The following is a 21,657-nucleotide window of genomic DNA, read 5'->3' on the forward strand; positions in this document are numbered from 1 at the left end:
GGGTTTTTATGGGCGATCGCTGCAAGGTTCAGGCTGAAAGCTTCGCCAGAACCTCTTCCGAGACCTCGAAGTTGGAATAGACGTTCTGTACGTCATCGTCGTCTTCGAGCGAGTCGATGAGTTTCATCAGCGACTGGGCTTTTTCCTCGTCCACCGGCACGTTGTTCTGGGCGCGCCAGACAGCCTTGACGGTTTCGGCTTCGCCGAGGCTAGCCTCCAGGGCTCTCGATACTTCGCCAAGCGCTTCGAAAGCGCAGGTAATGTAATGGCCTTCCTCGTCGGTCTCGACGTCATCGGCGCCGGCTTCGATCGCGGCTTCCATCACCTTGTCGGCGTCGCCAGCAGAAAGCTTATAGGTGATTTCCCCGACATGGTCGAACGAGAAGGAAACGGAACCGGTTTCGCCGAGGGCGCCGCCGGCCTTGGTAAAGATCGAGCGGACGTTGGAGGCAGTGCGGTTGCGGTTGTCGGTCAGGGCCTCGACGATGATCGCCGTGCCGCCGGGACCATAGCCTTCGTAGCGGACTTCATCATAGTTTTCGCCGTCGGCGCCGGCTGCCTTCTTGATGGCGCGGTCGATATTGTCCTTCGGCATGGACTGGGCCTTGGCATTCTGGATCGCCAAGCGAAGACGGGCGTTCATCGTCGGGTCGGGCAGGCCGGCCTTGGCTGCCACGGTGATTTCGCGCGCAAGCTTGGAGAACATTTTCGACCGCACGGCGTCCTGACGGCCCTTGCGGTGCATGATGTTTTTAAACTGTGAATGGCCAGCCATGGCACCCCTGTTCACGTCTCATTGTTCGGAATGGGCCGCCTTATAAGAGCGAAACGACACCCATTCAAGGAAAAAGCAGTTCGGAACAAAGGCAGGAGGATGACGTTTCAACCGAACTCCACCCAACGGAAAGGAACGGTCATGGCAAGTCTCAGCGAGGCGCGGGAGCAACCAGCTCGTCAGCTTTGGGATCAGGTCAACGATGTTCATGCCGGCATGCTCGGAATTTCCGGGCTTGATATGCATATGCAGCCGATGGCGCCGCATGCCGATCCGACCACCAACACGATCTGGTTCTACACCAAGACCGACGCCGACATCGTGCGCGCCATCAAACCCGGCAGTCGGGCGCATTTCTGCGTCATCGGCAAGGATCACGACTATCACGCCTGCCTTTCCGGCGTCATCGAGGTACGCCCCGACCCTTCCAAGATCGAGGAATATTGGAGTTCGATGGTGGCGGCATGGTATGACGGCGGCAAGAAGGACCCGAAACTCACCATGCTTTCCCTGCATGTCGATGATGCCGAGATCTGGGTTTCGACAGGCAGCACGCTAAAATTCGGTTGGGAGATCGCCAAGGCCAATCTCGATGACGACAAGATGCCCGAGGTCGGCGTCAAACGTCACCTGCAATTTGCTTGATCAGCAAGGTTTGGAGGGACCCGCCGGGCTTTTGCTTTTACTGCGCGCCTTTCATCACATAGATCAGCGGCTTCTTGGGAAGCGTGCGCATGGAGACGGTGAGGCTGTCATCAGGCGCATAAGTGATATCGAAGCCCTTTCCGAACATGGAGACGAAGGCATTGACCGGCGGACCACGGCGGTGCATCGGCAGGATCAGCGACGAGCGCAGCCGCTTGATAACGCGGCTCATGCTGTCGGCGCCCATGGTCAGGCCGCCGTCGACGGGCACCATGACGACGTCAAGGCGGCCGATTTCGGTATAATGGCTATCCGTCAGCTCGTAGTGCAGATGGCCGAGATGGCCGATGCAGAGACCGGCAATTTCGAAGATGAAAATCGAGTTTCCATCCGCCTGGGAGCCGCCGAGGCCGTAGCTGAAGCGGATGTCCGTGGTAACATTGCGGATATAGGCATCGCCGACGACGAGATTGATGCTGGCCTTCTCGCCCGGCACGTCGCTCCAGCCGTGGAGCACATGCTTGATGTCGGGCTCAGGCGTTAGGGTGAAGTGGGTCGTATGAGCTTTGTTCATCGTGACGACATCGGGCGTCGTCGCCGGCCTGTACCAGCCATTATAATCCGTCGCGATGATGATGCCGCCGGGTGTCTCGATTTCGAAGGTGGAATGGCCGAGATAGGTGAATCTGACATCCTCGCCCTCGGACACGGCCGGCACCAGCGCCGGGACGCCAGAAAAACTGGCGAAGGTTACATTGGGCATTTTCTCGGCGATCGCGTGGCACTGGCTGGCTCGCTGGCGCTGCTCCTGTGCCTGGGCAGGATCTGATGCGGGGAAGGCCGCCAGGCATGTGATAGCGAGGATAAGATAATGCGGCTTCATGCCACCCCTCCGGCGCTTTCATTTAGCGGCGGAGGTTGCGTCATGAGGTCGCAGCGGTCCAGAGCAGCGATGCTCACAATTGCGTGTTGGAGCGGCTGGATTACCTCCAGAACTCCGGTACCGTCTCCGCCAGCCGCGGCCCGAGCCGCAGCGGCGCGATCTTTTCGGCCAGTCCGGTGGCATCGGAAATCTCCACGCCGACGCCGCAGATCGTCGCTGGCCCGCTCGCCGCTTCCATGCGGCCCTTCGGCATCTTGGAGATGAAGCGGTTGAGCGGCTCCTCCTTGTCCATGCCGAGGGAGGAATCGTAATCGCCGCACATGCCGGCATCCGACATATAGGCGGTGCCGCCGTTCAGGATCTGCGCGTCGGCGGTTGGCACGTGAGTGTGGGTGCCGACGACGAAGCTGGCGCGGCCATCGACGAAATGTCCGAAACATTGCTTCTCGCTGGTCGCTTCCGCGTGGAAATCGAAAATGATCGCATCGGCCTGCTCCTTCAGCGGGCAGGCGTCAAGGATCACTTCGGCCGATTTGAAGGGGTCGTCGAGCTCCGGATGCATGAACACCCGGCCCATGACATTGGCAACGAGCACGCGCGCGCCGTTCCTGGCATAGAAAAGTCCGGAGCCGCGGCCGGGTGTGCCTTGCGGATAATTGGCCGGCCGCAGGAACTGATCATGACGCCCGGCAAAGGCGACGGCCTCCTTCTGGTCCCATACGTGATTGCCGGTCGTCACCACATCGGCGCCGGCATTGATCGTTTCGAGAAAGATGTCCTCGGTGATGCCGAAACCGCCGGCGGCATTCTCGCCGTTGACGACGACGAAATCGAGCCTGAGGTCGGAGATCAGACCGGGTAGCCGGTCCCAGACCGCCGTGCGTCCCGTCTTGCCGACCATGTCACCCAAAAAAAGCAGCCGCATTCCCTATCCAATCCAAGAGGCAAAAAAGCGAAGGCCGCTTTCTGTCAGGATGGCATCCAGGCTTATGTCATGCGGCTCGTCGGGCACATGTGCCACTTCCTGGCAGTCGAATGCAATGCCGATCAGCTTGGGATGCAGGTCTTTCTCTCTTAGCCGGCTGATGGCGCGGTCGTAGTAGCCGGCGCCGTAGCCGATGCGATGGCCTCTGACATCGAAGGCCGAAAGCGGCACGAGCATGATCTCGGGATCGAGGACGGCCGCGTGTTCGGTGGGGCCGACCGTGCCGAACCCGGTCGCGACAAGCGGTGCGTCTTCCGCCAGTTCGCGAAAGACGATGGTCTGCTTGTCGAGGATCGCCGGCACGCAGAGCCGCGCACCGCGTGCTGCAAAGCGCGCCATCAGCGGCCTGAGATCGGCCTCCGATCGGATCGGCAGGAAGCCGGAGATGATGGTGCCTGGCTCGAAAGCAACCGCCTCGCCGGCGTGATCGGCCATTGCGAGGCTTTTGGCGGTGCGCTCTTCAGGAGTGACGGCATCGCGGGCGGCCAGGCGTTCGTTGCGCAGCTGCGCTTTCAGTTCTTTTGCGGTCATACGATCTGCCGGATTGAGAGGTTCGGCCGAGCATAACCGGCCGGAGACCCGATGCAAATGCCGGCTGCGACAGGGCTGCGCCCGTTTCACGTCGTATCGGTCTGCGGTTGCCGATCGTCAGACGAGGATGTCCATCGACTCGACGCAGATTCGTGTCACGGCGACACCGGCAGCGCGGCGGCCAGCCGCCGCATCGTTTCCTCGAGCAGAGGAGCTCCACCTGGCAGCCAGCCGAGCGCACGGATTTTCGCGGTGTTCATCGGATTGAGGGCAGCCTTGTCGGCGGGAGGCGGCAAGGCGTGACGACAGCCCGTTTCACGGCGGATAGGCGCGAGAATGTCGTGCGTGTCGACTGTTATGTCCGATATGTTGAAGACCTCGCCCGAGATGCGGGTGCTTTCCGTCTCCAGCATCAGTCGCACCGCGCGGCCGATGTCGCGGCCATGAACCTCCGTCCCGGCGCGCGCAGCAACCGGCCGACCGGCGAGATAATCGGCGATGAGACCATCCCATTTGTTCGGCGTGAGATCGCCATAGACACCGGTCGCCCTCAGGCTTACGCCGGCAAAACCCGGCGTCGAGAGATGGCTAAGCGCACCTTCGGCGTCGAATTTGATCTGGCCGTAGAGCGTCTCCGGCTTTGGCAGCATTGTTTCGACAAGCTCGGTTCGCGGTGGGTGGTCGCCATAGGCAGCGCGGCTGGACAGGAAGACGCAACGGCGCGTGCCGGCGCGTTTGGCCGCTTCGAAAAGTCGGACGGTGCCGTCGAGGTTCAATCTCTGGAAGCTCTTGGGATCGTCGCCCTCGCCGCCGCGATATTTGCCGGGAACATGGCTGAAGGCGGCGTGGACGAAGAAATAAGCGTCGTCGAAGACGTCGATCTGATCCTTTTCGGGGTCGAGGGGGAGTGCTGTGAATTCGACCGGGCGGGAGAAGAAGCGCGGCAGCGGCGCCCGGCGCCCGCCGACAATCACGTGATAGCCGGCGGTCAGCAGCTCCTCGACGACGTACCGGCCGACGAGACCCGTTCCCCCGGATACCAATACTTTCATGCCGTCCCTTCCGGATTTCTCAGCGCCGTGATCTCGGGCATATCGCCGCTCTCGTGTATACGGTGCCATAGATCGATTAAAGGTTGTAGCTGTTTTGCCTTGGAATGATCCTTTTCCCACGGTTTCTCATACTGGTAGTGCAGGATCGAAATGCTCTTCCAGTCCCAAAGCTCCGGCATGGTGAACCAGACATATTGCAGCATGTTGAAATAAACCGGCAGGCCGTGCCATTCGGGGAAGAACGTCTCAAGAAAGGTCTGATCGGTGCGTCGCCAGAAGGCCTCCGGCCTGTCGAGGCGTTCGAGCATGTGCCGGAATGTCTCACGCGAGGGCGTGGCGACGAAGACGCCGGAATTCATGCGGCGAAAATCGGCAAGGCTCTCATAGACGTTGGGAGCGGCAGAAAGTTCCGGATAGAGGAAGAGCCTGTCGACGTTCTTCAGCACGAGGGCGTCGGCGTCGATGAAGACGCAGCGCTCATATTCCACCAGCTGCCAGAGCCTGAGCTTGCAGAAATTGTCGAGTGGCGAATGGAAGTCCGGCTTGCGGCCTTTGGTGAAGGGGGCCGCGGCATGGAGATGGCCACGGGCGTGGCGCTCGTTGAAGGTATCGGAGAGGGGCAGGTGCTCGACTTGGATCAGGCGACAGTCGAGGGTCTTGAGCGGGGCGAGGGCGGCCGCGTCAACGCCGCCGGTGTGGAGGACGACGATATCGGCGCCGGTGCCGGTGCGGCGCAGGGAGCGGGCGAGGGCGGTGGCGCCCATGGCATAGTCGGCGTTGGTGACGAGGGTGACGTAGGCTAGTTTCGAGGTAGAAGTCATCGGCGTCGGCCGCTTCCACCCACGCCCTCGTTCCTGTGCCTGTCACAGGAATCCAGCCACGGCGCGTCCGCGCCGTGAATGACTCTCCTGCGCCCAATGACCTGGGCGCGCTGGATTCCTGTGACGTCCCTCGGGCTAAGCCCGAGGAAGGGAATGAGGGGGAGATCGTGGGACTGGCAGGGCTTCAATAGTAAGCCCTCACTCACGATACCGACTTCAGCCGCTTGCCTTCCGGATCGTGATCAATCGTCGCGGCTATGTCCCTGGTCCAGGCGGAGACGGCCGGCACGCGGGAGCGGTCGACGCGATAGGCGAATTTCTTCGCCACGTCGACGATTTCGCCCAGCAGCCCGGCTTCCAGCGTGGTCGGTTCGAGGCCAAGGTCGAGGAACTTTTCGTTCCGGACGATCAGCTCGTTTTCGGCGGCCTCCTTGCGCGGGTTGGGCAGCCAGGCGATCTTGGCGCCGCTCATCCTGGCGATCATCTCGGCGAGGTCGCGCACCCGGTGGGTTTCCGTCATTTGATTGAAGATCTCGACGCGGGCGCCACGGGCGGGCGGGTTCTTCAGCGCCAGCTCGATGCAGCGCACGGAATCCTGGATGTGGATGAAGGCGCGGGTCTGGCCGCCGGTGCCATGCACCGTCAGCGGATAATCGATCGCTGCCTGAATGAGGAAACGGTTCAGCACCGTGCCGTAATCGCCGTCGTAATCGAAACGATTGATCAGCTGAGCGTGGCGGCGCGTCTGCTCGGTATGCGTTCCCCAGACGATGCCCTGATGCAGGTCGGTGATTCGCAAGCCGTCATTCCTGGCGTAGAACTGGAACAGAAGCTGATCCAGGCACTTGGTCATGTGGTAGATCGAGCCCGGATTGGAAGGGTAGAGAATTTCCTGGCTTACCGTCTCGCCCGTCGGAGTTTCGATGCCAACCGGCAGGTAGCCTTCAGGGATTGCCGCGCCGACCGTCGAGTAGCCATAGACGCCCATGGTGCCGAGATGGATGAGGTGGGCGTCGAGATTGAGCTCGGTCAGCGCGTTCAGCAGGTTATGCGTGGCGCTGACATTGTTGTTGACCGTGTAGTTCTTGTGGCGGTCGCTCTTCATCGAATAGGGCGCGGCGCGCTGTTCGGCGAAATGGATGATGGCATCCGGCCGGTGTTCCGAAAGCCATTTCTTCAGAAGTTCGTAATCCTTGGCGAGATCGATCAGATTGAAGTGGATACGGCGTCCGGTTTCGGCATGCCAGATGCGCGTGCGCTCCTGGATCGAATCCATCGGAGTGAGCGACTGAACGCCGAGTTCGGTGTCGATCCAGCGGCGCGAGAGATTGTCGAGAATATGGATATCGTGACCGGCATCGGAAAGGTGGAGCGAGGTGGGCCAACCAATGAAACCGTCTCCGCCCATAACCGCAATCTTCATCGCATCGTCTCCTGATCGGTCGCTTATTATCGGCAATAGTTAGAAATTATGACAATCATTCAATGCCTGCCGGCGGCGCATTCAATGGCTGCCGGCCGGGCATTCAATGCTTGCCTGCCGCGAAGCGTTGCGCCAAAGAGGGCACCTCACTTTGGAGAAAATTATGACGGAACGCCCTTTTTCCATTTCGGGAGAGCTGACGGAGGCTGGACACCGCCTCGTCCAGCGGGTCTATTATGAAGATACGGATTTCTCCGGCCTGGTCTATCACGCCCGCTACCTGCACTTCCTCGAGCGCGGCCGTACCGACTATCTGCGCTGCCTCGGTGTCGAGCAGCGCGAACTCGTCAGCGCCGACGAGGAAGGCCTCGTCTTCGTCGTTCATCGCATGGAGATCGATTTCAAGAGCCCCGCGCGCATGGATGACGTGCTGACGATCCTGACGCATACGGAAAAGGCCGGAGGCGCCAAGATGGTGCTCAACCAGCAGATCCGTTCAGGCGAAAGCCTGCTGATTGCAGCCAGGGTGATCATCGCCGTCATCAACGCCAAGGGGCGGCCACGGCGGCTGCCGGAAACGCTGGCGGCAAAATTCCTGGAAGGCAGCCATCCTTTGTAGTGCCGAACCAGGCCTTGTCAAAACTTGAACTTTATGTGAAGGAATTCCCGCGCCGCAGGATGAGCGCTCTTTCGGCAGCCGGCCCATGCTCCGGTCAAGTAATCCACGGAACAAAATCTTCCGAACGCAGGCTTGCTGTCATAGTCCGGCACTAACGATCTATTAACCATAATAGTGTCTTACTGGGAAAGTCGGAGTTTGTGCGGTGCACGCCTTCCTTTGACCAAATTTGACGGCAAGAAGGCGGAAGAAGAGCTTGGAAGCTTGACCAGGGCTTTGGGCGGCGGTCGCCGGACACTTCTTGCGAGATCATTTTGTGCCGCCCGGTCCAGCGCCGGGCGTTTGGATTCGGGGATTTTGGATCAATGGAACAAGTAGGATTGGCAGCAGCCACGACGGACGTCAGCCTCTGGTCGCTTTTCATGCAGGCCGGCATCGTCGTCAAGCTCGTCATGCTCGGGCTCATCGCAGCCTCGGTCTGGACGTGGGCGATCGTCATCGACAAGTATCTGGCCTATGGCCGCGCACGGCGCCAGTTCGACAAGTTCGAACAGGTTTTCTGGTCAGGCCAGTCGCTGGAAGAACTCTACCGCTCGCTGTCGGAACGCAACAATACCGGCCTGGCGTCGATCTTCGTCGCGGCCATGCGCGAATGGAAGAAATCCTTCGAGCGCGGTGCGCGCTCGCCGATCGGCCTGCAGATGCGTATCGACCGCGCCATGGACGTGACGCTCGCCCGCGAAACCGAATATCTCGGCGCCCGTTTGGGATCGCTCGCGACCATCGGTTCGGCCGGTCCGTTCATCGGTCTCTTCGGCACGGTCGTCGGTATCATGACCTCATTCCAGGCGATCGCCGGCTCGAAGTCGACGAACCTCGCGGTCGTCGCACCCGGTATCGCCGAAGCGCTGCTCGCCACAGCGATCGGCCTCGTCGCCGCTATTCCGGCCGTTATCGCCTACAACAAGTTCTCTGCCGATGCCGGCAAGCTTTCGGCCCGCATGGAAGGTTTCGCGGACGAATTCTCCGCCATACTTTCGCGCCAGATCGACGAGAAGCTGCAGCCGCGCGCTGCCGCTCAGTAACCAACGGAGTATTCTCAGATGGGTATGGCTGTTGGAGGCAATGGCGGCGGGGGCGGCGGACGCCGCCGTCGCGGCGGTCGGAATAAGGCCGTCATTTCTGAAATCAACGTGACGCCGCTCGTCGACGTCATGCTCGTGCTTTTGATCATCTTCATGGTCGCCGCACCGATGATGACCGTCGGCGTGCCGATCGACCTGCCGGAAACGCAGGCCAAGGCGCTGAATTCCGAGACGCAGCCGATCACGATCTCGGTCAAGAACTCCGGCGAAGTCTATCTGCAGGAAACGCCGATCCCGGCAGCGGAGATTGCCGCCAAGCTCGAGGCAATCGCCACCACCGGCTATAACGAACGCATCTTCGTGCGCGGCGACGCGACGGCGCCCTATGGCGTCATCGCTGACGTGATGGCCCGCATCCAGGGGGCCGGCTTCAAGAATATCGGTCTCGTGACGCAGCAGAAGAAGGACCAATAGCGTTCAAGATGAAGACCAGCGTCGTCACATCTGCTGTTCTGCATTGCCTGGTGCTCACCTGGGCGATGGTGTCTTTGAGCGCCCCGGAATCCTTCAAGGTCGAGGATTTCGAAGCGATGCCGGTCGATCTCGTGCCGGTGGAATCCATCACCCAGTTGCAGCAAGGCGACAAGAAGGCTCCGAAGAAGGAGACGTCCGCGCCCGTGCCGACGAGCCGGCCGCCGATCTCGCAGCCTGCCGAAAACGCCGGCGACAACAATGTCGACTTGAAGACGCCGCCGGTGCCGAACGCCAAGCCGAGTAATACGGAGGCTGCGGCAGCGAATTCGAGCGAGAAGCCACTGCCGACGACCGATCCGAATCCGAACGATGTCAAGGAAGTCAACAAGGAAGAGACTGAGGTCGATCAGCCGAAGGAGGTTGCCTCCATTCCGCCGCCGAAGCCCGTTGAAGTGACGCCGCCGAAGCCGGAGGAAAAACCGCCGGAAGAGCAGGCCAAGCCCGAAGAGCCGCCGAAGCCGGATGCGGAAGCTTTGCCGGACAAGGTGCCGACGCCGGTCGTCAAGCCGCAGGTAAAGCCGCCGGAACCGCAGAAGACGGCCGAAAAGCCGCCGGAAAAGCCCGCGGACGAGCCGAAGGCTGCGGAAAAACCGACGGACAAGAAGAAGGCCGACAAAAAGCAGGAAGTGGCGAAATCGGCCTCGACGATGAAGAGCGATTTCAATGCTGACGAGATTTCGGCCTTGTTGAACAAGACCGATCCTTCCGCTGGCGGCGCCAAGCGCTCGACGCAGGAGGCATCGCTCGGTGCGAAGAAGAGCAATGGTGGCTCGAAACTCAGCCAGAGCGAAGAAGATGCTGTGCGCGGCTTGATCGAGGGGAACTGGCTTGTCACGCCGGGGATGGAAGGCCTTTCTGGCATGGTCATCAAGGTGCATATGAAGCTCGACAGGGATGGCAACATTATCGGCCAGCCGGAAGTCGAGTCATCGGGCGGCAGCAGCAGCGATGCCACACGCCGTGCGCTGGAAAGCGGCGCATACAGAGCCGTCATGAAATCCGCACCCTTCTCGATGCTTCCGAAGGACAAGTATGACGCTTGGAATGAGTTCGACCTTAACTTCGATCCAAGCAGCATGGGAATCTAGATGCTGATGGACCTGTCCCATGGCAACAAGTCTATTGCGGCCGCCATCAGGTTTGGAACGGTTCTGGCTTGTGCACCTGAAGCGTTGGCGCAACCGGTCGATCCGTCGATCTCCGACAACTCGGCCGGGGATTTGCAGCACGCAATCGCTTCCTCGTTCAATGTTCCTCCCGGGCAGGCGAGGGACGGCGGAGTCGTGATTACAATCCACCTGTGGCACGATAAGGCTGGCGCGATCGTTGGTTCACCCAAGGTCACAGCCTCGGGCGGCACCGAAGCGGCTCGGAAAAGCCTGTCGGCTGCGGCTCTCCGCGCTGTTCCGCGTTCCGCGCCATTCACCATGCTCCCGAAAGAAAAATACGAATCCTGGAGGGAAGTCGTCCTGCACTTCGAATCCAGCGATCTGATTCCATAGATGCTGAAAGGCTGTTTGGTATGACAAAGTGTTCCTTTTTCCGCGCCATTTTGGTCGCAGTCGGTCTGGCGACCACTGCCGTCTTTGCGACGCCGGCCAATGCGCTCGTCACCCTCGACATTCGAAAAGGCAACGTTCAGCCGCTGCCGATTGCGGTGACGGACTTCCTGCAGGGCGATATGGGTGCGCAGGTCTCGCAGGTGATCGCCGCCGACCTGCAGCGTTCCGGCCTTTTCGCACCGATCAACAAGAGCGCCTTCATTGAGAAGATTTCCAACCCCGATGCCGCGCCGCGGTTTGAAGATTGGAAGGTCATCAACGCCCAGGCGCTGGTCACCGGCCGTGTGACGCAGGAGGCCGATGGACGTCTTCGGGCCGAATTCCGTCTCTGGGATCCCTTCGCCGGGCAGCAGATGACCGGGCAGCAGTTCTATACGCAGCCGGAGAACTGGCGCCGTGTGGCCCACATCATCGCCGACGCAATCTACAAGCAGATCACCGGTGAGGAAGGCTATTTCGACACCCGCGTCGTCTTCGTCTCTGAATCGGGGACCAAGCAGCAGCGTAAGCGGCAGCTCGCAATCATGGACCAGGACGGTTTCAACGTGCGGACGCTGACCGACGGCAGCGACCTCGTGCTGACGCCGCGCTTCTCGCCGAGCCGGCAAGAAGTCACCTACATGTCCTTCGCCAACCAGCAACCGCGCGTCTATCTGCTGCAGCTCGAAACCGGGCAGCGCGAAGTTGTCGGCAACTTCCCCGGAATGACCTTCTCGCCGCGCTTTTCGCCGGATGGCCAGAAGGTGATCATGAGCCTGCAGCAGGAAGGCAATTCCAACATCTATACGATGGACCTGCGCTCGCGCACGACGACGCGGCTGACCTCGACGGCGGCGATCGATACCTCGCCCTCCTATTCGCCTGACGGTGCACGCATCAGCTTCGAAAGCGACCGAGGGGGCAAGCCGCAGATCTATGTGATGAACGCCGATGGCTCGGGCCAAACCCGTATTTCCTTCGGGGACGGCTCCTATTCGACGCCGGTTTGGTCGCCGCGCGGGGATCTCATCGCCTTCACCAAACAGTCCGGCGGCAAGTTCTCGATCGGCGTGATGAAGCCGGATGGCTCGGGCGAGCGCATCCTGACGTCCGGCTTCCACAATGAAGGCCCGACCTGGGCGCCGAACGGCCGTGTGCTGATGTTCTTCCGCCAGGCGGCAGGCGCGGGTGGCCCGCAACTCTATTCGATTGATCTGACCGGTTATAACGAGCAGCTGGTGAAGACGCCGAGCTATGCTTCCGACCCGGCATGGTCGCCGCTGCTGGAGTAGCGAGTGCATCAATGCCTTTATGTCGCCTCAAAGTCGTGGAAACCGGGCGACACGGGACAAATCAGTAAATTGTTAACCATAATCTTTGAGGGGCGGTTAACCGAGTGCGGTTACTGTCCGGAAACCCTGATGAACTCGCAAGGAGACCGGCCATGAGCCGAATTCATACCCCGGCAATGAGCCGTATGCAGAATTTTGCCCGCAACCCCGTCATGATCGCGCTTGTCGCCGGTCTCGCGCTTGCAAGCTGCGCGAACAAGAAGAACGGCGGCATGCCGAACAGCGCCGGCGACATGGGTCTCGGCGCAGGCGCCGCGACGCCGGGCTCGACCCAGGACTTCACGGTCAATGTCGGTGACCGCATCTTTTTCGATACCGACTCCACGTCGATTCGCGCCGATGCCGCTCAGACGCTCGACCGTCAGGCACAGTGGCTCGGCCGTTATCCGAACTACCAGATCACCGTTGAAGGCCATGCCGACGAACGCGGCACCCGCGAATATAACCTCGCCCTTGGCGCCCGTCGCGCTGCTGCCACCAAGGACTACCTCGCTTCGCGCGGCGTTCCGGCGCAGCGCATGAAGACGATCTCCTACGGCAAGGAACGGCCGGTCGCCGTCTGCGACGATATTTCCTGCTGGTCGCAGAACCGCCGCGCGGTCACCGTGCTCGGCGGCGCCGGCATGTAATTTCCAGTTATAATTGGTTTTACGGAGGCGGTCCCATCCGGGGCCGCCTTTTCTTTTTGACCACACTTTGGCCAGACTCCGTTGCTTTTTGACAGCAATTGGAAAAATCTCCTGTTCGTGCCTCACGGCGCGAAGAATCACTGGGACAGGACGATACATATGAAGAAACTTGTCGTGGCAGGCATGCTGTGCCTGGCGGCTATGACCGGGAGCGAACGAGCGGCTTACTCGGCCTCGTTCTTCGGGCTGCATCTTGGCGGCCGATCCGCGGAACAGCAGCCGGCCCCTCCCGTCGTCAGGGTGCAGAGCGGGGACGCGGAAATCCGTGTGCAGCAGCTCGAAGAGCAAATGCGGCAGCTGAACGGCCGAATCGAGGAGATGAGCTTTCAGCTCCTGCAGATGCAGGAGACGATCCGCAAGCAGCAGGAAGACAATGAATTCCGCTTCCAGCAGCTCGAAAAAACCGGTAGCGGCGGCGGTGGCGCCAAGGCTCCGGTCAAAAAGAGCGAGACCGATGTCGCTCCGGCAGCGTCCGGGAGCGACGACGTCGCCAGGGTGATCCAAGCACCGCAGGGGGCCGAAACGGCTCCCTCCACCGATGTGCCCAGTAATACCGGCCTCGGCCAGCCTCCGAAGCAGCTCGGCTCGATCGACTTCGATCAGAACGGCAACGCGATCGGCGGAAGCGTCGACGAAAACGCCACTATCGGTTCCGCCCCGATTCCCAATAGCGGGACGCCGCAGCAGACGGCCTCGCTCGGCAACGAGGCGGATCAGTACAAGTCAGCCTACGGCCACGTATTGTCAGGCGATTACGGCACGGCCGAGCAGGAATTCAACCAGTACATCGCCCGTTACCCGAGCAGTGCGCGGGCGGCGGACGCCAATTTCTGGCTCGGCGAGGCGCTTTATTCACAGGGCAAATACAACGAGGCGGCCAAGACTTTCCTCAACGCGCATCAGAAATACGGTAGCTCGGAAAAAGCGCCGGAAATGCTGCTGAAGCTCGGCATGTCGCTTGCGGCCCTCGACAATAAAGAGACGGCCTGCGCGACCCTGCGCGAAGTCTCGAAGCGTTATCCCAAGGCGTCACGCGCCGTCATAAGCAAGGTTGCGAGCGAACAGAAACGCCTCGCCTGCTGAGGTCTTCCGGAATGTCTCCGGAAGCCGCATCGCCTCGAGAGGCAATCCTTCAGTTTCTCGCATCGCTTCGAAGTCCTGCGCGTATTCTCGTCGCGATCTCGGGCGGCAGCGATTCCAGCGGCCTGCTTCTCCTCCTCGATGAAGCCGTGAAGGCCGCGCCCCATCTTGAAATTTCCCTTTGTGCCGCGACGGTCGACCACGCGCTACGCGCCGGCTCCGCAGACGAGGCGCGAGAGGTCGCAGCCCTCTGTGCATCCCTCGGCATTCCCCATATTATCTCGACATGGCAAGGCGAAAAGCCGAAAACCGGCATCATGGCTGCGGCCCGCGAAGCCCGTTACAGCCTTCTGGCCGAGGCAGCGGAAGCGTTCGGCGCCAATCTTATCGTCACCGGCCATACGCTGGACGACCAGCGTGAAACGCTGCGGATGCGCGGGATGCGAACAGAGCAACTTTCGAGCGGTATCGCCGACGCCGTGCTCTTCGACCGGCGCCTCTGGATCCTGCGGCCGCTTCTTTTTGTCGCGCGGGCAGATATACGCGCTTTCCTGCGGGCGCGGGGCGTGCGGTGGATCGACGATCCGAGCAATGAGGATACCAAGTACGAGCGTGTGCGGATGCGCCGGCAGCTGTCTGCCGGTCCTGCGGCGGAGACGGATATTCGCGCAGTCTGGGAAGAAAGGCTGGCCCTGTCGTCTCGAGCCGCCGAGTGGCTGGATTGTCATTTCCAGCTTCACGGCGGCGTGCTTGGGCAGGTAATGCCCGACGGGTTGCGGCAGGACCATGCGGTCCTCGACTATACGCTCGGCCGCCTGACAGCCGTGTTCGGCGGGCAGCCATTCGCGCCGGGCAGGGTGCAGATGGACCGTGTTCTCGCATTCGCCGCCGGCAGCAAGCCGGGACGGATGACCACCGGCCGAGTGGTGTTCGATCTCAGGTGCGATGGGCTTTATCTGGCGCGGGAGAACCGGGGGATAATGCCGCTGGTGTTGCGGCCGGGGGAGGCTGGGGTTTGGGATGGGAGGTTCCGTGTTGAAAACCGGCTACGAACGACCATGAGGGTGGAAGCTCAGGCCACGCGCTCCGGCCTCATTCCTGTGCCCGTCACAGGAATCCAGCCGCCGCGAGTCGGCGCGGCGAATGACTCATCGATGCGTAACAAGTCTTCTGCGCCCAAGGACTTGGACGCGCTGGAATCCTGTGACGGGCACAGGAATGAGGGAGGGCGGGACAGGGGGCTTCCCAAATCCGCATGGAAACGCGTAATCGAGTCGGCGCCCGCCTTATCCTCAGATGGAGCCTATTTATCTCCAGAATCCGCTTCAATGGTTGAATTGACGCCCTATTTCGCACCCTTCGACCGCTTTTTGACACGATTTGATTTCATCTTTGCCGACAGGCTTTCGGCGGTTTTCGCGATGGCGCCCTATGCGGGGCTGCCTTTAAGAAGTATTGACGGAAAAACCATCTGACTTGGGGGATTGCCTTGGCAATAGCGCGGCGCAACCCTATGTTAGAACCTAATTAAGACGGTCGCCATGAGGCGGCTGTTGCAGTGCTGGGGAGTTCAATGAACCCTAACTTACGTAATTTCGCATTGTGGGCGATCATCGCGCTTCTGCTGATCGCCCTTTTCAGCATGTTTCAGACGGCGCCGGCGCAGACGGGTTCCCGCGATATCCCTTATTCGCAGTTTCTGCGTGAGGTTGATGCGGGCCGTGTGAAGGAAGTCGTGGTCACGGGCAACCGTGTCTCGGGAAGCTATGTTGAAAATGGCTCCACCTTCCAGACCTATTCGCCTGTCATCGACGACAGCCTGCTTGATCGCCTGCAGCAGAAGAATGTGCTGGTTTCCGCCCGTCCAGAAACGGATGGTTCTTCGGGTTTTTTGAGCTATCTCGGCACGCTGTTGCCGATGCTTCTCATTCTCGGCGTCTGGCTGTTTTTCATGCGACAGATGCAGGGCGGCTCCCGCGGCGCGATGGGTTTCGGCAAGTCCAAGGCCAAGCTGCTGACGGAAGCGCATGGCCGGGTGACCTTTGAAGACGTCGCCGGCGTCGACGAGGCCAAGCAGGATCTCGAGGAAATCGTTGAATTCCTGCGTGATCCGCAGAAGTTCCAGCGTCTCGGTGGCAAGATCCCGCGCGGTGTGCTGCTGGTCGGCCCTCCGGGCACCGGTAAGACGCTGCTCGCCCGCTCTGTCGCCGGCGAAGCCAACGTGCCCTTCTTCACCATTTCGGGTTCCGACTTCGTCGAAATGTTCGTCGGCGTCGGTGCAAGCCGCGTGCGCGACATGTTCGAGCAGGCGAAGAAGAATGCGCCCTGCATCATCTTCATCGACGAAATCGATGCCGTCGGCCGCCATCGCGGCGCCGGTCTCGGCGGTGGCAACGACGAACGCGAGCAGACGCTGAACCAGTTGCTGGTCGAGATGGATGGTTTCGAGGCGAATGAAGGCGTGATCCTGATTGCCGCCACCAACCGCCCCGACGTCCTCGACCCGGCGCTGCTGCGTCCCGGCCGTTTCGACCGCCAGGTCGTGGTGCCGAACCCCGACATCGTCGGCCGGGAGCGCATCCTCAAAGTGCATGCCCGCAACGTTCCGCTGGCGCCGAATGTCGATCTCAAGGTTCTTGCCCGCGGCACGCCCGGTTTCTCCGGTGCCGATCTGATGAACCTCGTCAATGAAGCCGCCCTCATGGCTGCCCGCCGCAACAAGCGTGTCGTCACCATGCAGGAGTTCGAGGACGCCAAGGACAAGATCATGATGGGCGCCGAGCGCCGTTCCTCGGCAATGACCGAAGCGGAGAAGAAGCTCACCGCCTACCACGAGGCCGGCCACGCCATCACCGCGCTTAACGTCGCTGTTGCCGATCCGCTGCACAAGGCGACGATCATTCCGCGCGGCCGTGCGCTCGGCATGGTCATGCAGCTTCCCGAGGGCGATCGCTACTCGATGAGCTACAAATGGATGGTCTCGCGCCTCTGCATCATGATGGGCGGCCGTGTCGCCGAGGAACTCACCTTCGGCAAGGAGAACATCACTTCAGGCGCGTCTTCAGACATCGAGCAGGCCACCAAGCTTGCCCGCGCCATGGTCACGCAGTGGGGCTTCTCCGATCAGCTCGGTCAGGTCGCTTATGGCGAGAATCAGCAGGAAGTCTTCCTCGGTCACTCGGTTTCGCAGTCGAAGAATGTTTCAGAGGCGACCGCGCAGAAGATCGACAACGAAGTGCGCCGCCTGATCGACGAAGCCTATTCGCAGGCCCGAACGATCCTGACGGAAAAGCACGACGAATTCGTCGCCCTTGCCGAAGGTCTGCTCGAATACGAGACCTTGACCGGTGATGAGATCAAGGCGCTGATCCGCGGTGAGAAGCCCTCCCGCGATCTCGGCGACGATTCGCCGCCGAGCCGTGGATCGGCGGTTCCGAAGGCCGGCGTGCGGCCTGCCACCAAGGGTGATGAGCCCGAAGCCGGTCTCGAACCGCAGCCGCATTGAAGCTGTGACAGCATCTCGAAAACAGGCCGGATTTCCGCTATGGGAGATCCGGCCTTTTTTATTGGTAACGGGATATAATCATTTTTCTCGCTAATTTACGTGCCGATTGCCGCAATTTGTGGCATTCCGCTGAAGAGAAGCAAGCATGAATCACGCTCCTGGACTGACGACAATCCACTGAAGCCGGATTTGCTTGGAACGATGCGCTGCCTGGAATGGCGCGCCAAAGCGCAGGAGTGCAGATGAAAAGACGCTATTTCGGTACGGACGGTATTCGCGGTCAATCCAACGTCTTCCCGATGACGCCGGATCTCGCCATGCGGGTCGGCATCGCCGCCGGCACGATCTTCCGCCGGGGCAACCACCGTCATCGCGTTGTCATCGGCAAGGATACGCGCCTTTCCGGCTATATGCTTGAGAACGCCATGGTGGCAGGCTTCACGGCTGCGGGCCTCGACGCCTTCATTCTCGGCCCGATTCCGACGCCTGCCGTCGCCATGCTGACGCGTTCGCTGCGCTGCGATATCGGCGTGATGATCTCCGCTTCGCACAATCCTTATGAAGATAACGGCATCAAACTGTTCGGCCCCGACGGCTACAAGCTTTCGGACGACATCGAAGCCGAGATCGAGGACCTGCTCGAAAAGGATCTGAACGCGCAGCTTGCCAAGTCCGACGATATCGGCCGCGCCAAACGCGTCGACGGCGTGCATGATCGTTATATCGAACATGCCAAGCGCACACTGCCGCGCGACGTGACGCTGCAAGGGCTGAGGGTCGCGATCGATTGCGCCAATGGTGCTGCCTACAAGGTGGCGCCCGCCGTGCTCTGGGAGCTCGGCGCCGATGTCGTTACCATCGGCAACGAACCGAACGGCACCAATATCAATCTCAATTGCGGTTCCACCAGTCCCGTCGCATTGCAGAAGAAAGTCGATGAGGTTCGGGCCGATATCGGTATCGCGCTCGACGGCGACGCGGACCGCGTCATCATTATCGACGAGAACGGTTCGATCGTTGACGGCGACCAGCTGATGGCCGTCATCGCCGAGAGCTGGGCCGAGAGCCAGCAGCTGCGCGGCAACGGTATCGTCGCCACTGTCATGTCCAATCTCGGCCTCGAGCGTTTCCTCGACGAACGCGGCATGGCGCTTGCCCGCACAAAGGTCGGCGACCGCTACGTTGTCGAGCATATGCGCCAGCACAATTACAATGTCGGCGGCGAGCAATCGGGACACATCGTGCTTTCGGATTACGGTACGACAGGCGACGGTCTGGTCGCAGCGCTGCAGATCCTTGCCGCGGTCAAGCGCACCGGCCGCACCGTCAGCGAAGTCTGCCGGCGCTTCGAGCCGGTGCCGCAGCTCCTGCGCAATGTCCGCATCAGCGGCGGCAAGCCGCTGGAGGATATTCAGGTACAGAAGGCGATTGCCGATGCCGAAGCCGAGCTCGCCAGAAACGGCCGCCTCGTCATCCGGCCTTCGGGCACCGAGCCGTTGATCCGCGTCATGGCCGAGGGCGACGACCGCACTCAGATCGAGCGCATCGTCAACGAGCTGATCGGGATGATCTCGAATGTCCGGACCGCTGCCTGACACTCTGTGTGAACAGATAATCAAAGGGCCGGTGCGTGAGCGCCGGCTTTTTTGTTGTGCACGTCGGCGGCATGTATCTCTGCTCAAACCATTTTCCGACGCAGTCGATCTTCTGTTTCATGCGACTTCGATGCTTGAAATCAAAGTAAATAAGCGTGGTTAAGCAGCTTTTAACGTTTTCAATTCATTATCCATGCCAAGCGTATCAGATTGGCAGCGACTGAGCCTGCCGACGCAACGGGATTTTGGAGTGAAATCCATGAAGAGAAGCTTGTCCGGCATCCTCGCAGCATTGTTGATAGCGACAAACGCCTATTCCGCGGATCTCGCCCCTGCCGAACCCATCCCTGAACAGCCGCCGGAGGTGGCGGTTGCCGAAGCGACCGGCTGGTATCTGCGCGGCGACGTCGGTTATGCCTTCACCGATCTGCGCGGCGCGCGCTATTTCCAAGGCAGCAACGCCACGGAGGTCGATTTCGACGACGCCGATGTCGACGACGCATGGACGGTTGGCGGCGGTGTCGGTTATCAGATCAACAGCTATCTGCGCACCGATCTGACCTTCGACTATCTCACCCAGGCGGATTTCAATGGCTCGACATCCGGGCAGTGCGGCTTCCCGCTGGTGGATTGCACCTCGCGCGACCGCTCTTCGCTGACCGCCTATACGCTGCTGGCCAACGCCTATGTCGATCTCGGCACCTACGGCTATGTGACGCCGTATGTCGGCGCCGGTATCGGCGGCTCCTACGTCAAGTGGAAAAACCTGCGCAATGTCGCCTGCGCCGATGACGGCAGCTTCTGCGACGACGAGGTCACCCACGGCGGCAAGGGCAACTGGCGCTTCACCTACGCCCTCATGGCCGGCGCCTCGGTCGACGTCACCTGCAACTTCAAGGCCGATGTCGGCTACCGATACCTGCATATCGATGGCGGCAACATGTTCGGCTATGCCGAAAATGGCGGTCCGGGCCGCGACAGGGGCCTCAGCGCCCATGAAGTCCGCGTCGGTGGCCGCTACCTCTTTGGCGGATGCGCTCAGCCGGTCGCCTACGAGCCGCCGGCAATCCCGCTGCAGCAGCCGGTCTACAAGTAAGCCTCTCAAGCCATCGCATCAGAAGCCGCCCCCGCTCCGGGCGGCTTTTTCATTTTTCGCCACCCTGCCTGGGTCAAAATATCTACAGCTTGCGACACTTCGATCTTGACTATGAAGCTTCCGATCCATACACACGGCGGCGGGACACCCTTCCCCAACGAAGGGCTTTCTATCTGAGAGGATAGCATCATGGCGAAGACCGCAAAGCCGGACATCCGTCCGCACAATACCCATTTTTCTTCTGGCCCCTGCTCGAAGCGCCCCGGTTGGTCGCTCGAAGCCCTTTCCGACGCGGCCCTCGGCCGTTCGCATCGTGCGAAGGTCGGCAAGGCCAAGCTCAAGCAGGCCATCGACCTTACCCGTGAAATTCTCGAAGTGCCGGCGGATTACCGCATCGGCATCGTTCCGGCCTCCGACACCGGCGCCGTCGAAATGGCGCTCTGGTCGCTGCTCGGCGAACGCGGCGTCGACATGCTCGCCTGGGAAAGCTTCGGCGCCGGCTGGGTAACCGATGTGGTCAAGCAGCTGAAGCTCAAGGATGTGCGCAAGCTCGAAGCGGGTTACGGCGAGCTTCCCGATCTTTCCGCCGTCGATTTCGACCGCGACGTCGTCTTCACCTGGAACGGCACGACCTCGGGCGTGCGCGTCCCGAATGCCGATTTCATTCCTGCCGACCGCAAGGGTCTGACGATCTGCGACGCCACCTCGGCCGCTTTTGCCCAGGAGCTCGATTTCGCCAAGCTCGACGTCGTCACCTTCTCCTGGCAGAAGGTGCTGGGCGGCGAAGGGGCCCACGGTGTCATCATTCTCTCGCCGCGTGCCGTCGAGCGTCTCACCACCTACACGCCGGTCTGGCCGCTGCCGAAGATCTTCCGCATGACCTCGGGCGGCAAGCTGACGGAAGGCATCTTCCAGGGCGAGACGATCAACACGCCGTCGATGCTCTGCGTCGAGGACTATATCGATGCGCTGCTTTGGGCCAAGGAGCTCGGCGGTCTTCAGAGCCTGATCGCTCGTGCCGATGCCAATGCCAAGGTCATCCACGATTTCGTCGCGGCAAACGACTGGATCGCCAATCTCGCCGTCAAGGCGGAAACGGCCTCCAACACCTCCGTCTGCCTGAAGATCGTCGACAAGGACATCACGGCGCTCGATGACGACGGCCAGGCGAATTTCGCCAAAGGCCTCGTCGGCCTCCTGGAAAAGGAAGGTGTCGCCTATGACATCGGTCATTACCGCGACGCGCCGTCGGGCCTGCGCATCTGGGCCGGCGCCACGATCGAGGCGTCCGACATGCAGAAGCTGATGCCCTGGCTTTCCTGGGCCTTCGAAACGCAGAAGGCGCAGCTTGCTCAGGCCGCCGCCTGACGTGATCGCGTCCGGCTTCGCCACGTCCGGCGGAGCCCAGCATTCCATTTTCATTCATCGCTGAACACTTTTGAAGGA

21 protein-coding genes are annotated in these 21,657 nt (G+C 60.9%); 14 read left to right on the top strand and 7 right to left on the bottom strand.

Going from position 1 to position 21,657, the window contains the following annotated elements:
* Positions 1 to 28 precede the first annotated feature (28 nt).
* A complete protein-coding gene (locus tag HJC04_RS13725; protein WP_210629930.1) occupies positions 29 to 775 on the bottom strand; it encodes a YebC/PmpR family DNA-binding transcriptional regulator in 747 nt (248 codons plus the stop codon).
* Between the two features lie 141 nt (positions 776 to 916).
* Here HJC04_RS13725 and HJC04_RS13730 point away from each other — a divergent pair, with 141 nt between their 5' ends.
* A complete protein-coding gene (locus tag HJC04_RS13730) occupies positions 917 to 1,420 on the top strand; it encodes a pyridoxamine 5'-phosphate oxidase family protein (RefSeq protein WP_210629931.1) in 504 nt (167 codons plus the stop codon).
* Between the two features lie 37 nt (positions 1,421 to 1,457).
* On the opposite strand, the gene HJC04_RS13735 is transcribed toward HJC04_RS13730, so the two are convergent.
* The 6 genes from HJC04_RS13735 to HJC04_RS13760 all read right to left on the bottom strand — a co-directional run bounded on the left by HJC04_RS13735 (position 1,458) and on the right by HJC04_RS13760 (position 7,115).
* Positions 1,458 to 2,303: an MBL fold metallo-hydrolase gene (locus tag HJC04_RS13735; protein WP_210629932.1), complete on the bottom strand. Its 846-nt coding sequence runs from the start codon at positions 2,301 to 2,303 to the stop codon at positions 1,458 to 1,460.
* A 100-nt stretch (positions 2,304 to 2,403) separates the two neighbouring features.
* Positions 2,404 to 3,228: a TIGR00282 family metallophosphoesterase gene (locus tag HJC04_RS13740; RefSeq protein ID WP_088677967.1), complete on the bottom strand. Its 825-nt coding sequence runs from the start codon at positions 3,226 to 3,228 to the stop codon at positions 2,404 to 2,406.
* 3 nt (positions 3,229 to 3,231) lie between these two features.
* A complete protein-coding gene (locus tag HJC04_RS13745) occupies positions 3,232 to 3,819 on the bottom strand; it encodes a 5-formyltetrahydrofolate cyclo-ligase (protein ID WP_210629933.1) in 588 nt (195 codons plus the stop codon).
* A gap of 155 nt (positions 3,820 to 3,974) precedes the next feature.
* The gene (locus tag HJC04_RS13750) at positions 3,975 to 4,871 is read right to left on the bottom strand and encodes an NAD(P)-dependent oxidoreductase (protein ID WP_221146458.1); all 897 of its coding nucleotides are present in this window, start codon (positions 4,869 to 4,871) and stop codon (positions 3,975 to 3,977) included.
* Positions 4,868 to 5,692, bottom strand: coding sequence for a glycosyltransferase (locus HJC04_RS13755; RefSeq protein WP_210629935.1), 825 nt, complete (start codon positions 5,690 to 5,692; stop codon positions 4,868 to 4,870). Before HJC04_RS13755 ends, HJC04_RS13750 begins: the two co-directional genes overlap by 4 nt.
* Before the next feature lie 202 nt (positions 5,693 to 5,894).
* On the bottom strand, positions 5,895 to 7,115 hold the full coding sequence (locus tag HJC04_RS13760) for an NAD-dependent epimerase/dehydratase family protein (RefSeq protein WP_210629936.1): 1,221 nt from the start codon (positions 7,113 to 7,115) through the stop codon (positions 5,895 to 5,897).
* 163 nt (positions 7,116 to 7,278) lie between these two features.
* Between HJC04_RS13760 and ybgC the strand changes: the two genes are divergently transcribed.
* From ybgC to HJC04_RS13825, 13 genes are all read left to right on the top strand, one after another.
* Entirely contained in the window at positions 7,279 to 7,734 is a 456-nt protein-coding gene (gene ybgC / locus HJC04_RS13765; protein WP_210629937.1) for a tol-pal system-associated acyl-CoA thioesterase, read from the top strand.
* Between the two features lie 365 nt (positions 7,735 to 8,099).
* Positions 8,100 to 8,819, top strand: coding sequence for a protein TolQ (tolQ, locus tag HJC04_RS13770; RefSeq protein ID WP_004671617.1), 720 nt, complete (start codon positions 8,100 to 8,102; stop codon positions 8,817 to 8,819).
* 18 nt (positions 8,820 to 8,837) lie between these two features.
* Positions 8,838 to 9,293 (top strand): protein TolR, encoded by a 456-nt coding sequence (tolR, locus tag HJC04_RS13775; RefSeq protein WP_008536277.1) that lies wholly within the window; start codon positions 8,838 to 8,840, stop codon positions 9,291 to 9,293.
* Positions 9,294 to 9,301: 8 nt separating this feature from the next.
* On the top strand, positions 9,302 to 10,441 hold the full coding sequence (locus tag HJC04_RS13780) for a cell envelope integrity protein TolA (RefSeq protein ID WP_221146459.1): 1,140 nt from the start codon (positions 9,302 to 9,304) through the stop codon (positions 10,439 to 10,441).
* Entirely contained in the window at positions 10,442 to 10,855 is a 414-nt protein-coding gene (locus tag HJC04_RS13785; RefSeq protein WP_221146460.1) for a hypothetical protein, read from the top strand.
* Positions 10,856 to 10,875: 20 nt separating this feature from the next.
* Positions 10,876 to 12,186 (top strand): Tol-Pal system beta propeller repeat protein TolB, encoded by a 1,311-nt coding sequence (gene tolB, locus HJC04_RS13790; protein WP_221146461.1) that lies wholly within the window; start codon positions 10,876 to 10,878, stop codon positions 12,184 to 12,186.
* A gap of 152 nt (positions 12,187 to 12,338) precedes the next feature.
* Positions 12,339 to 12,875: a peptidoglycan-associated lipoprotein Pal gene (gene pal, locus HJC04_RS13795; protein WP_210629941.1), complete on the top strand. Its 537-nt coding sequence runs from the start codon at positions 12,339 to 12,341 to the stop codon at positions 12,873 to 12,875.
* 159 nt (positions 12,876 to 13,034) lie between these two features.
* Complete coding sequence (gene ybgF / locus HJC04_RS13800; RefSeq protein ID WP_221146462.1) at positions 13,035 to 14,018, top strand: tol-pal system protein YbgF; 984 nt, start codon at positions 13,035 to 13,037, stop codon at positions 14,016 to 14,018.
* Between the two features lie 11 nt (positions 14,019 to 14,029).
* Positions 14,030 to 15,490 (top strand): tRNA lysidine(34) synthetase TilS, encoded by a 1,461-nt coding sequence (gene tilS / locus HJC04_RS13805; RefSeq protein WP_221146463.1) that lies wholly within the window; start codon positions 14,030 to 14,032, stop codon positions 15,488 to 15,490.
* Between the two features lie 98 nt (positions 15,491 to 15,588).
* Complete coding sequence (gene ftsH, locus HJC04_RS13810; protein ID WP_210629944.1) at positions 15,589 to 17,520, top strand: ATP-dependent zinc metalloprotease FtsH; 1,932 nt, start codon at positions 15,589 to 15,591, stop codon at positions 17,518 to 17,520.
* A 242-nt stretch (positions 17,521 to 17,762) separates the two neighbouring features.
* Positions 17,763 to 19,115: a phosphoglucosamine mutase gene (gene glmM, locus HJC04_RS13815; RefSeq protein WP_210629945.1), complete on the top strand. Its 1,353-nt coding sequence runs from the start codon at positions 17,763 to 17,765 to the stop codon at positions 19,113 to 19,115.
* Between the two features lie 259 nt (positions 19,116 to 19,374).
* Complete coding sequence (locus tag HJC04_RS13820) at positions 19,375 to 20,211, top strand: outer membrane protein (protein WP_210629946.1); 837 nt, start codon at positions 19,375 to 19,377, stop codon at positions 20,209 to 20,211.
* A gap of 189 nt (positions 20,212 to 20,400) precedes the next feature.
* Positions 20,401 to 21,579 carry a phosphoserine transaminase gene (locus tag HJC04_RS13825; protein ID WP_210629947.1) on the top strand — a complete coding sequence of 393 codons (1,179 nt, stop codon included), beginning with the start codon at positions 20,401 to 20,403 and terminating at the stop codon, positions 21,577 to 21,579.
* Positions 21,580 to 21,657 lie beyond the last annotated feature (78 nt).

This window comes from Rhizobium sp. NLR8a, from assembly GCF_019685235.1.
In the GTDB taxonomy this organism is placed as follows: domain Bacteria; phylum Pseudomonadota; class Alphaproteobacteria; order Rhizobiales; family Rhizobiaceae; genus Rhizobium.

Coding starts and splice junctions, on each gene's coding strand:
- HJC04_RS13725 (WP_210629930.1), bottom strand. CDS start 775: ATGGCTGGCCATTCACAGTTTAAAAACATCATGCACCGCAAGGGCCGT.
- HJC04_RS13730 (WP_210629931.1), top strand. CDS start 917: ATGGCAAGTCTCAGCGAGGCGCGGGAGCAACCAGCTCGTCAGCTTTGG.
- HJC04_RS13735 (WP_210629932.1), bottom strand. CDS start 2,303: ATGAAGCCGCATTATCTTATCCTCGCTATCACATGCCTGGCGGCCTTC.
- HJC04_RS13740 (WP_088677967.1), bottom strand. CDS start 3,228: ATGCGGCTGCTTTTTTTGGGTGACATGGTCGGCAAGACGGGACGCACG.
- HJC04_RS13745 (WP_210629933.1), bottom strand. CDS start 3,819: ATGACCGCAAAAGAACTGAAAGCGCAGCTGCGCAACGAACGCCTGGCC.
- HJC04_RS13750 (WP_221146458.1), bottom strand. CDS start 4,871: ATGAAAGTATTGGTATCCGGGGGAACGGGTCTCGTCGGCCGGTACGTC.
- HJC04_RS13755 (WP_210629935.1), bottom strand. CDS start 5,692: ATGACTTCTACCTCGAAACTAGCCTACGTCACCCTCGTCACCAACGCC.
- HJC04_RS13760 (WP_210629936.1), bottom strand. CDS start 7,115: ATGAAGATTGCGGTTATGGGCGGAGACGGTTTCATTGGTTGGCCCACC.
- ybgC (WP_210629937.1), top strand. CDS start 7,279: ATGACGGAACGCCCTTTTTCCATTTCGGGAGAGCTGACGGAGGCTGGA.
- tolQ (WP_004671617.1), top strand. CDS start 8,100: ATGGAACAAGTAGGATTGGCAGCAGCCACGACGGACGTCAGCCTCTGG.
- tolR (WP_008536277.1), top strand. CDS start 8,838: ATGGGTATGGCTGTTGGAGGCAATGGCGGCGGGGGCGGCGGACGCCGC.
- HJC04_RS13780 (WP_221146459.1), top strand. CDS start 9,302: ATGAAGACCAGCGTCGTCACATCTGCTGTTCTGCATTGCCTGGTGCTC.
- HJC04_RS13785 (WP_221146460.1), top strand. CDS start 10,442: ATGCTGATGGACCTGTCCCATGGCAACAAGTCTATTGCGGCCGCCATC.
- tolB (WP_221146461.1), top strand. CDS start 10,876: ATGACAAAGTGTTCCTTTTTCCGCGCCATTTTGGTCGCAGTCGGTCTG.
- pal (WP_210629941.1), top strand. CDS start 12,339: ATGAGCCGAATTCATACCCCGGCAATGAGCCGTATGCAGAATTTTGCC.
- ybgF (WP_221146462.1), top strand. CDS start 13,035: ATGAAGAAACTTGTCGTGGCAGGCATGCTGTGCCTGGCGGCTATGACC.
- tilS (WP_221146463.1), top strand. CDS start 14,030: ATGTCTCCGGAAGCCGCATCGCCTCGAGAGGCAATCCTTCAGTTTCTC.
- ftsH (WP_210629944.1), top strand. CDS start 15,589: ATGAACCCTAACTTACGTAATTTCGCATTGTGGGCGATCATCGCGCTT.
- glmM (WP_210629945.1), top strand. CDS start 17,763: ATGAAAAGACGCTATTTCGGTACGGACGGTATTCGCGGTCAATCCAAC.
- HJC04_RS13820 (WP_210629946.1), top strand. CDS start 19,375: ATGAAGAGAAGCTTGTCCGGCATCCTCGCAGCATTGTTGATAGCGACA.
- HJC04_RS13825 (WP_210629947.1), top strand. CDS start 20,401: ATGGCGAAGACCGCAAAGCCGGACATCCGTCCGCACAATACCCATTTT.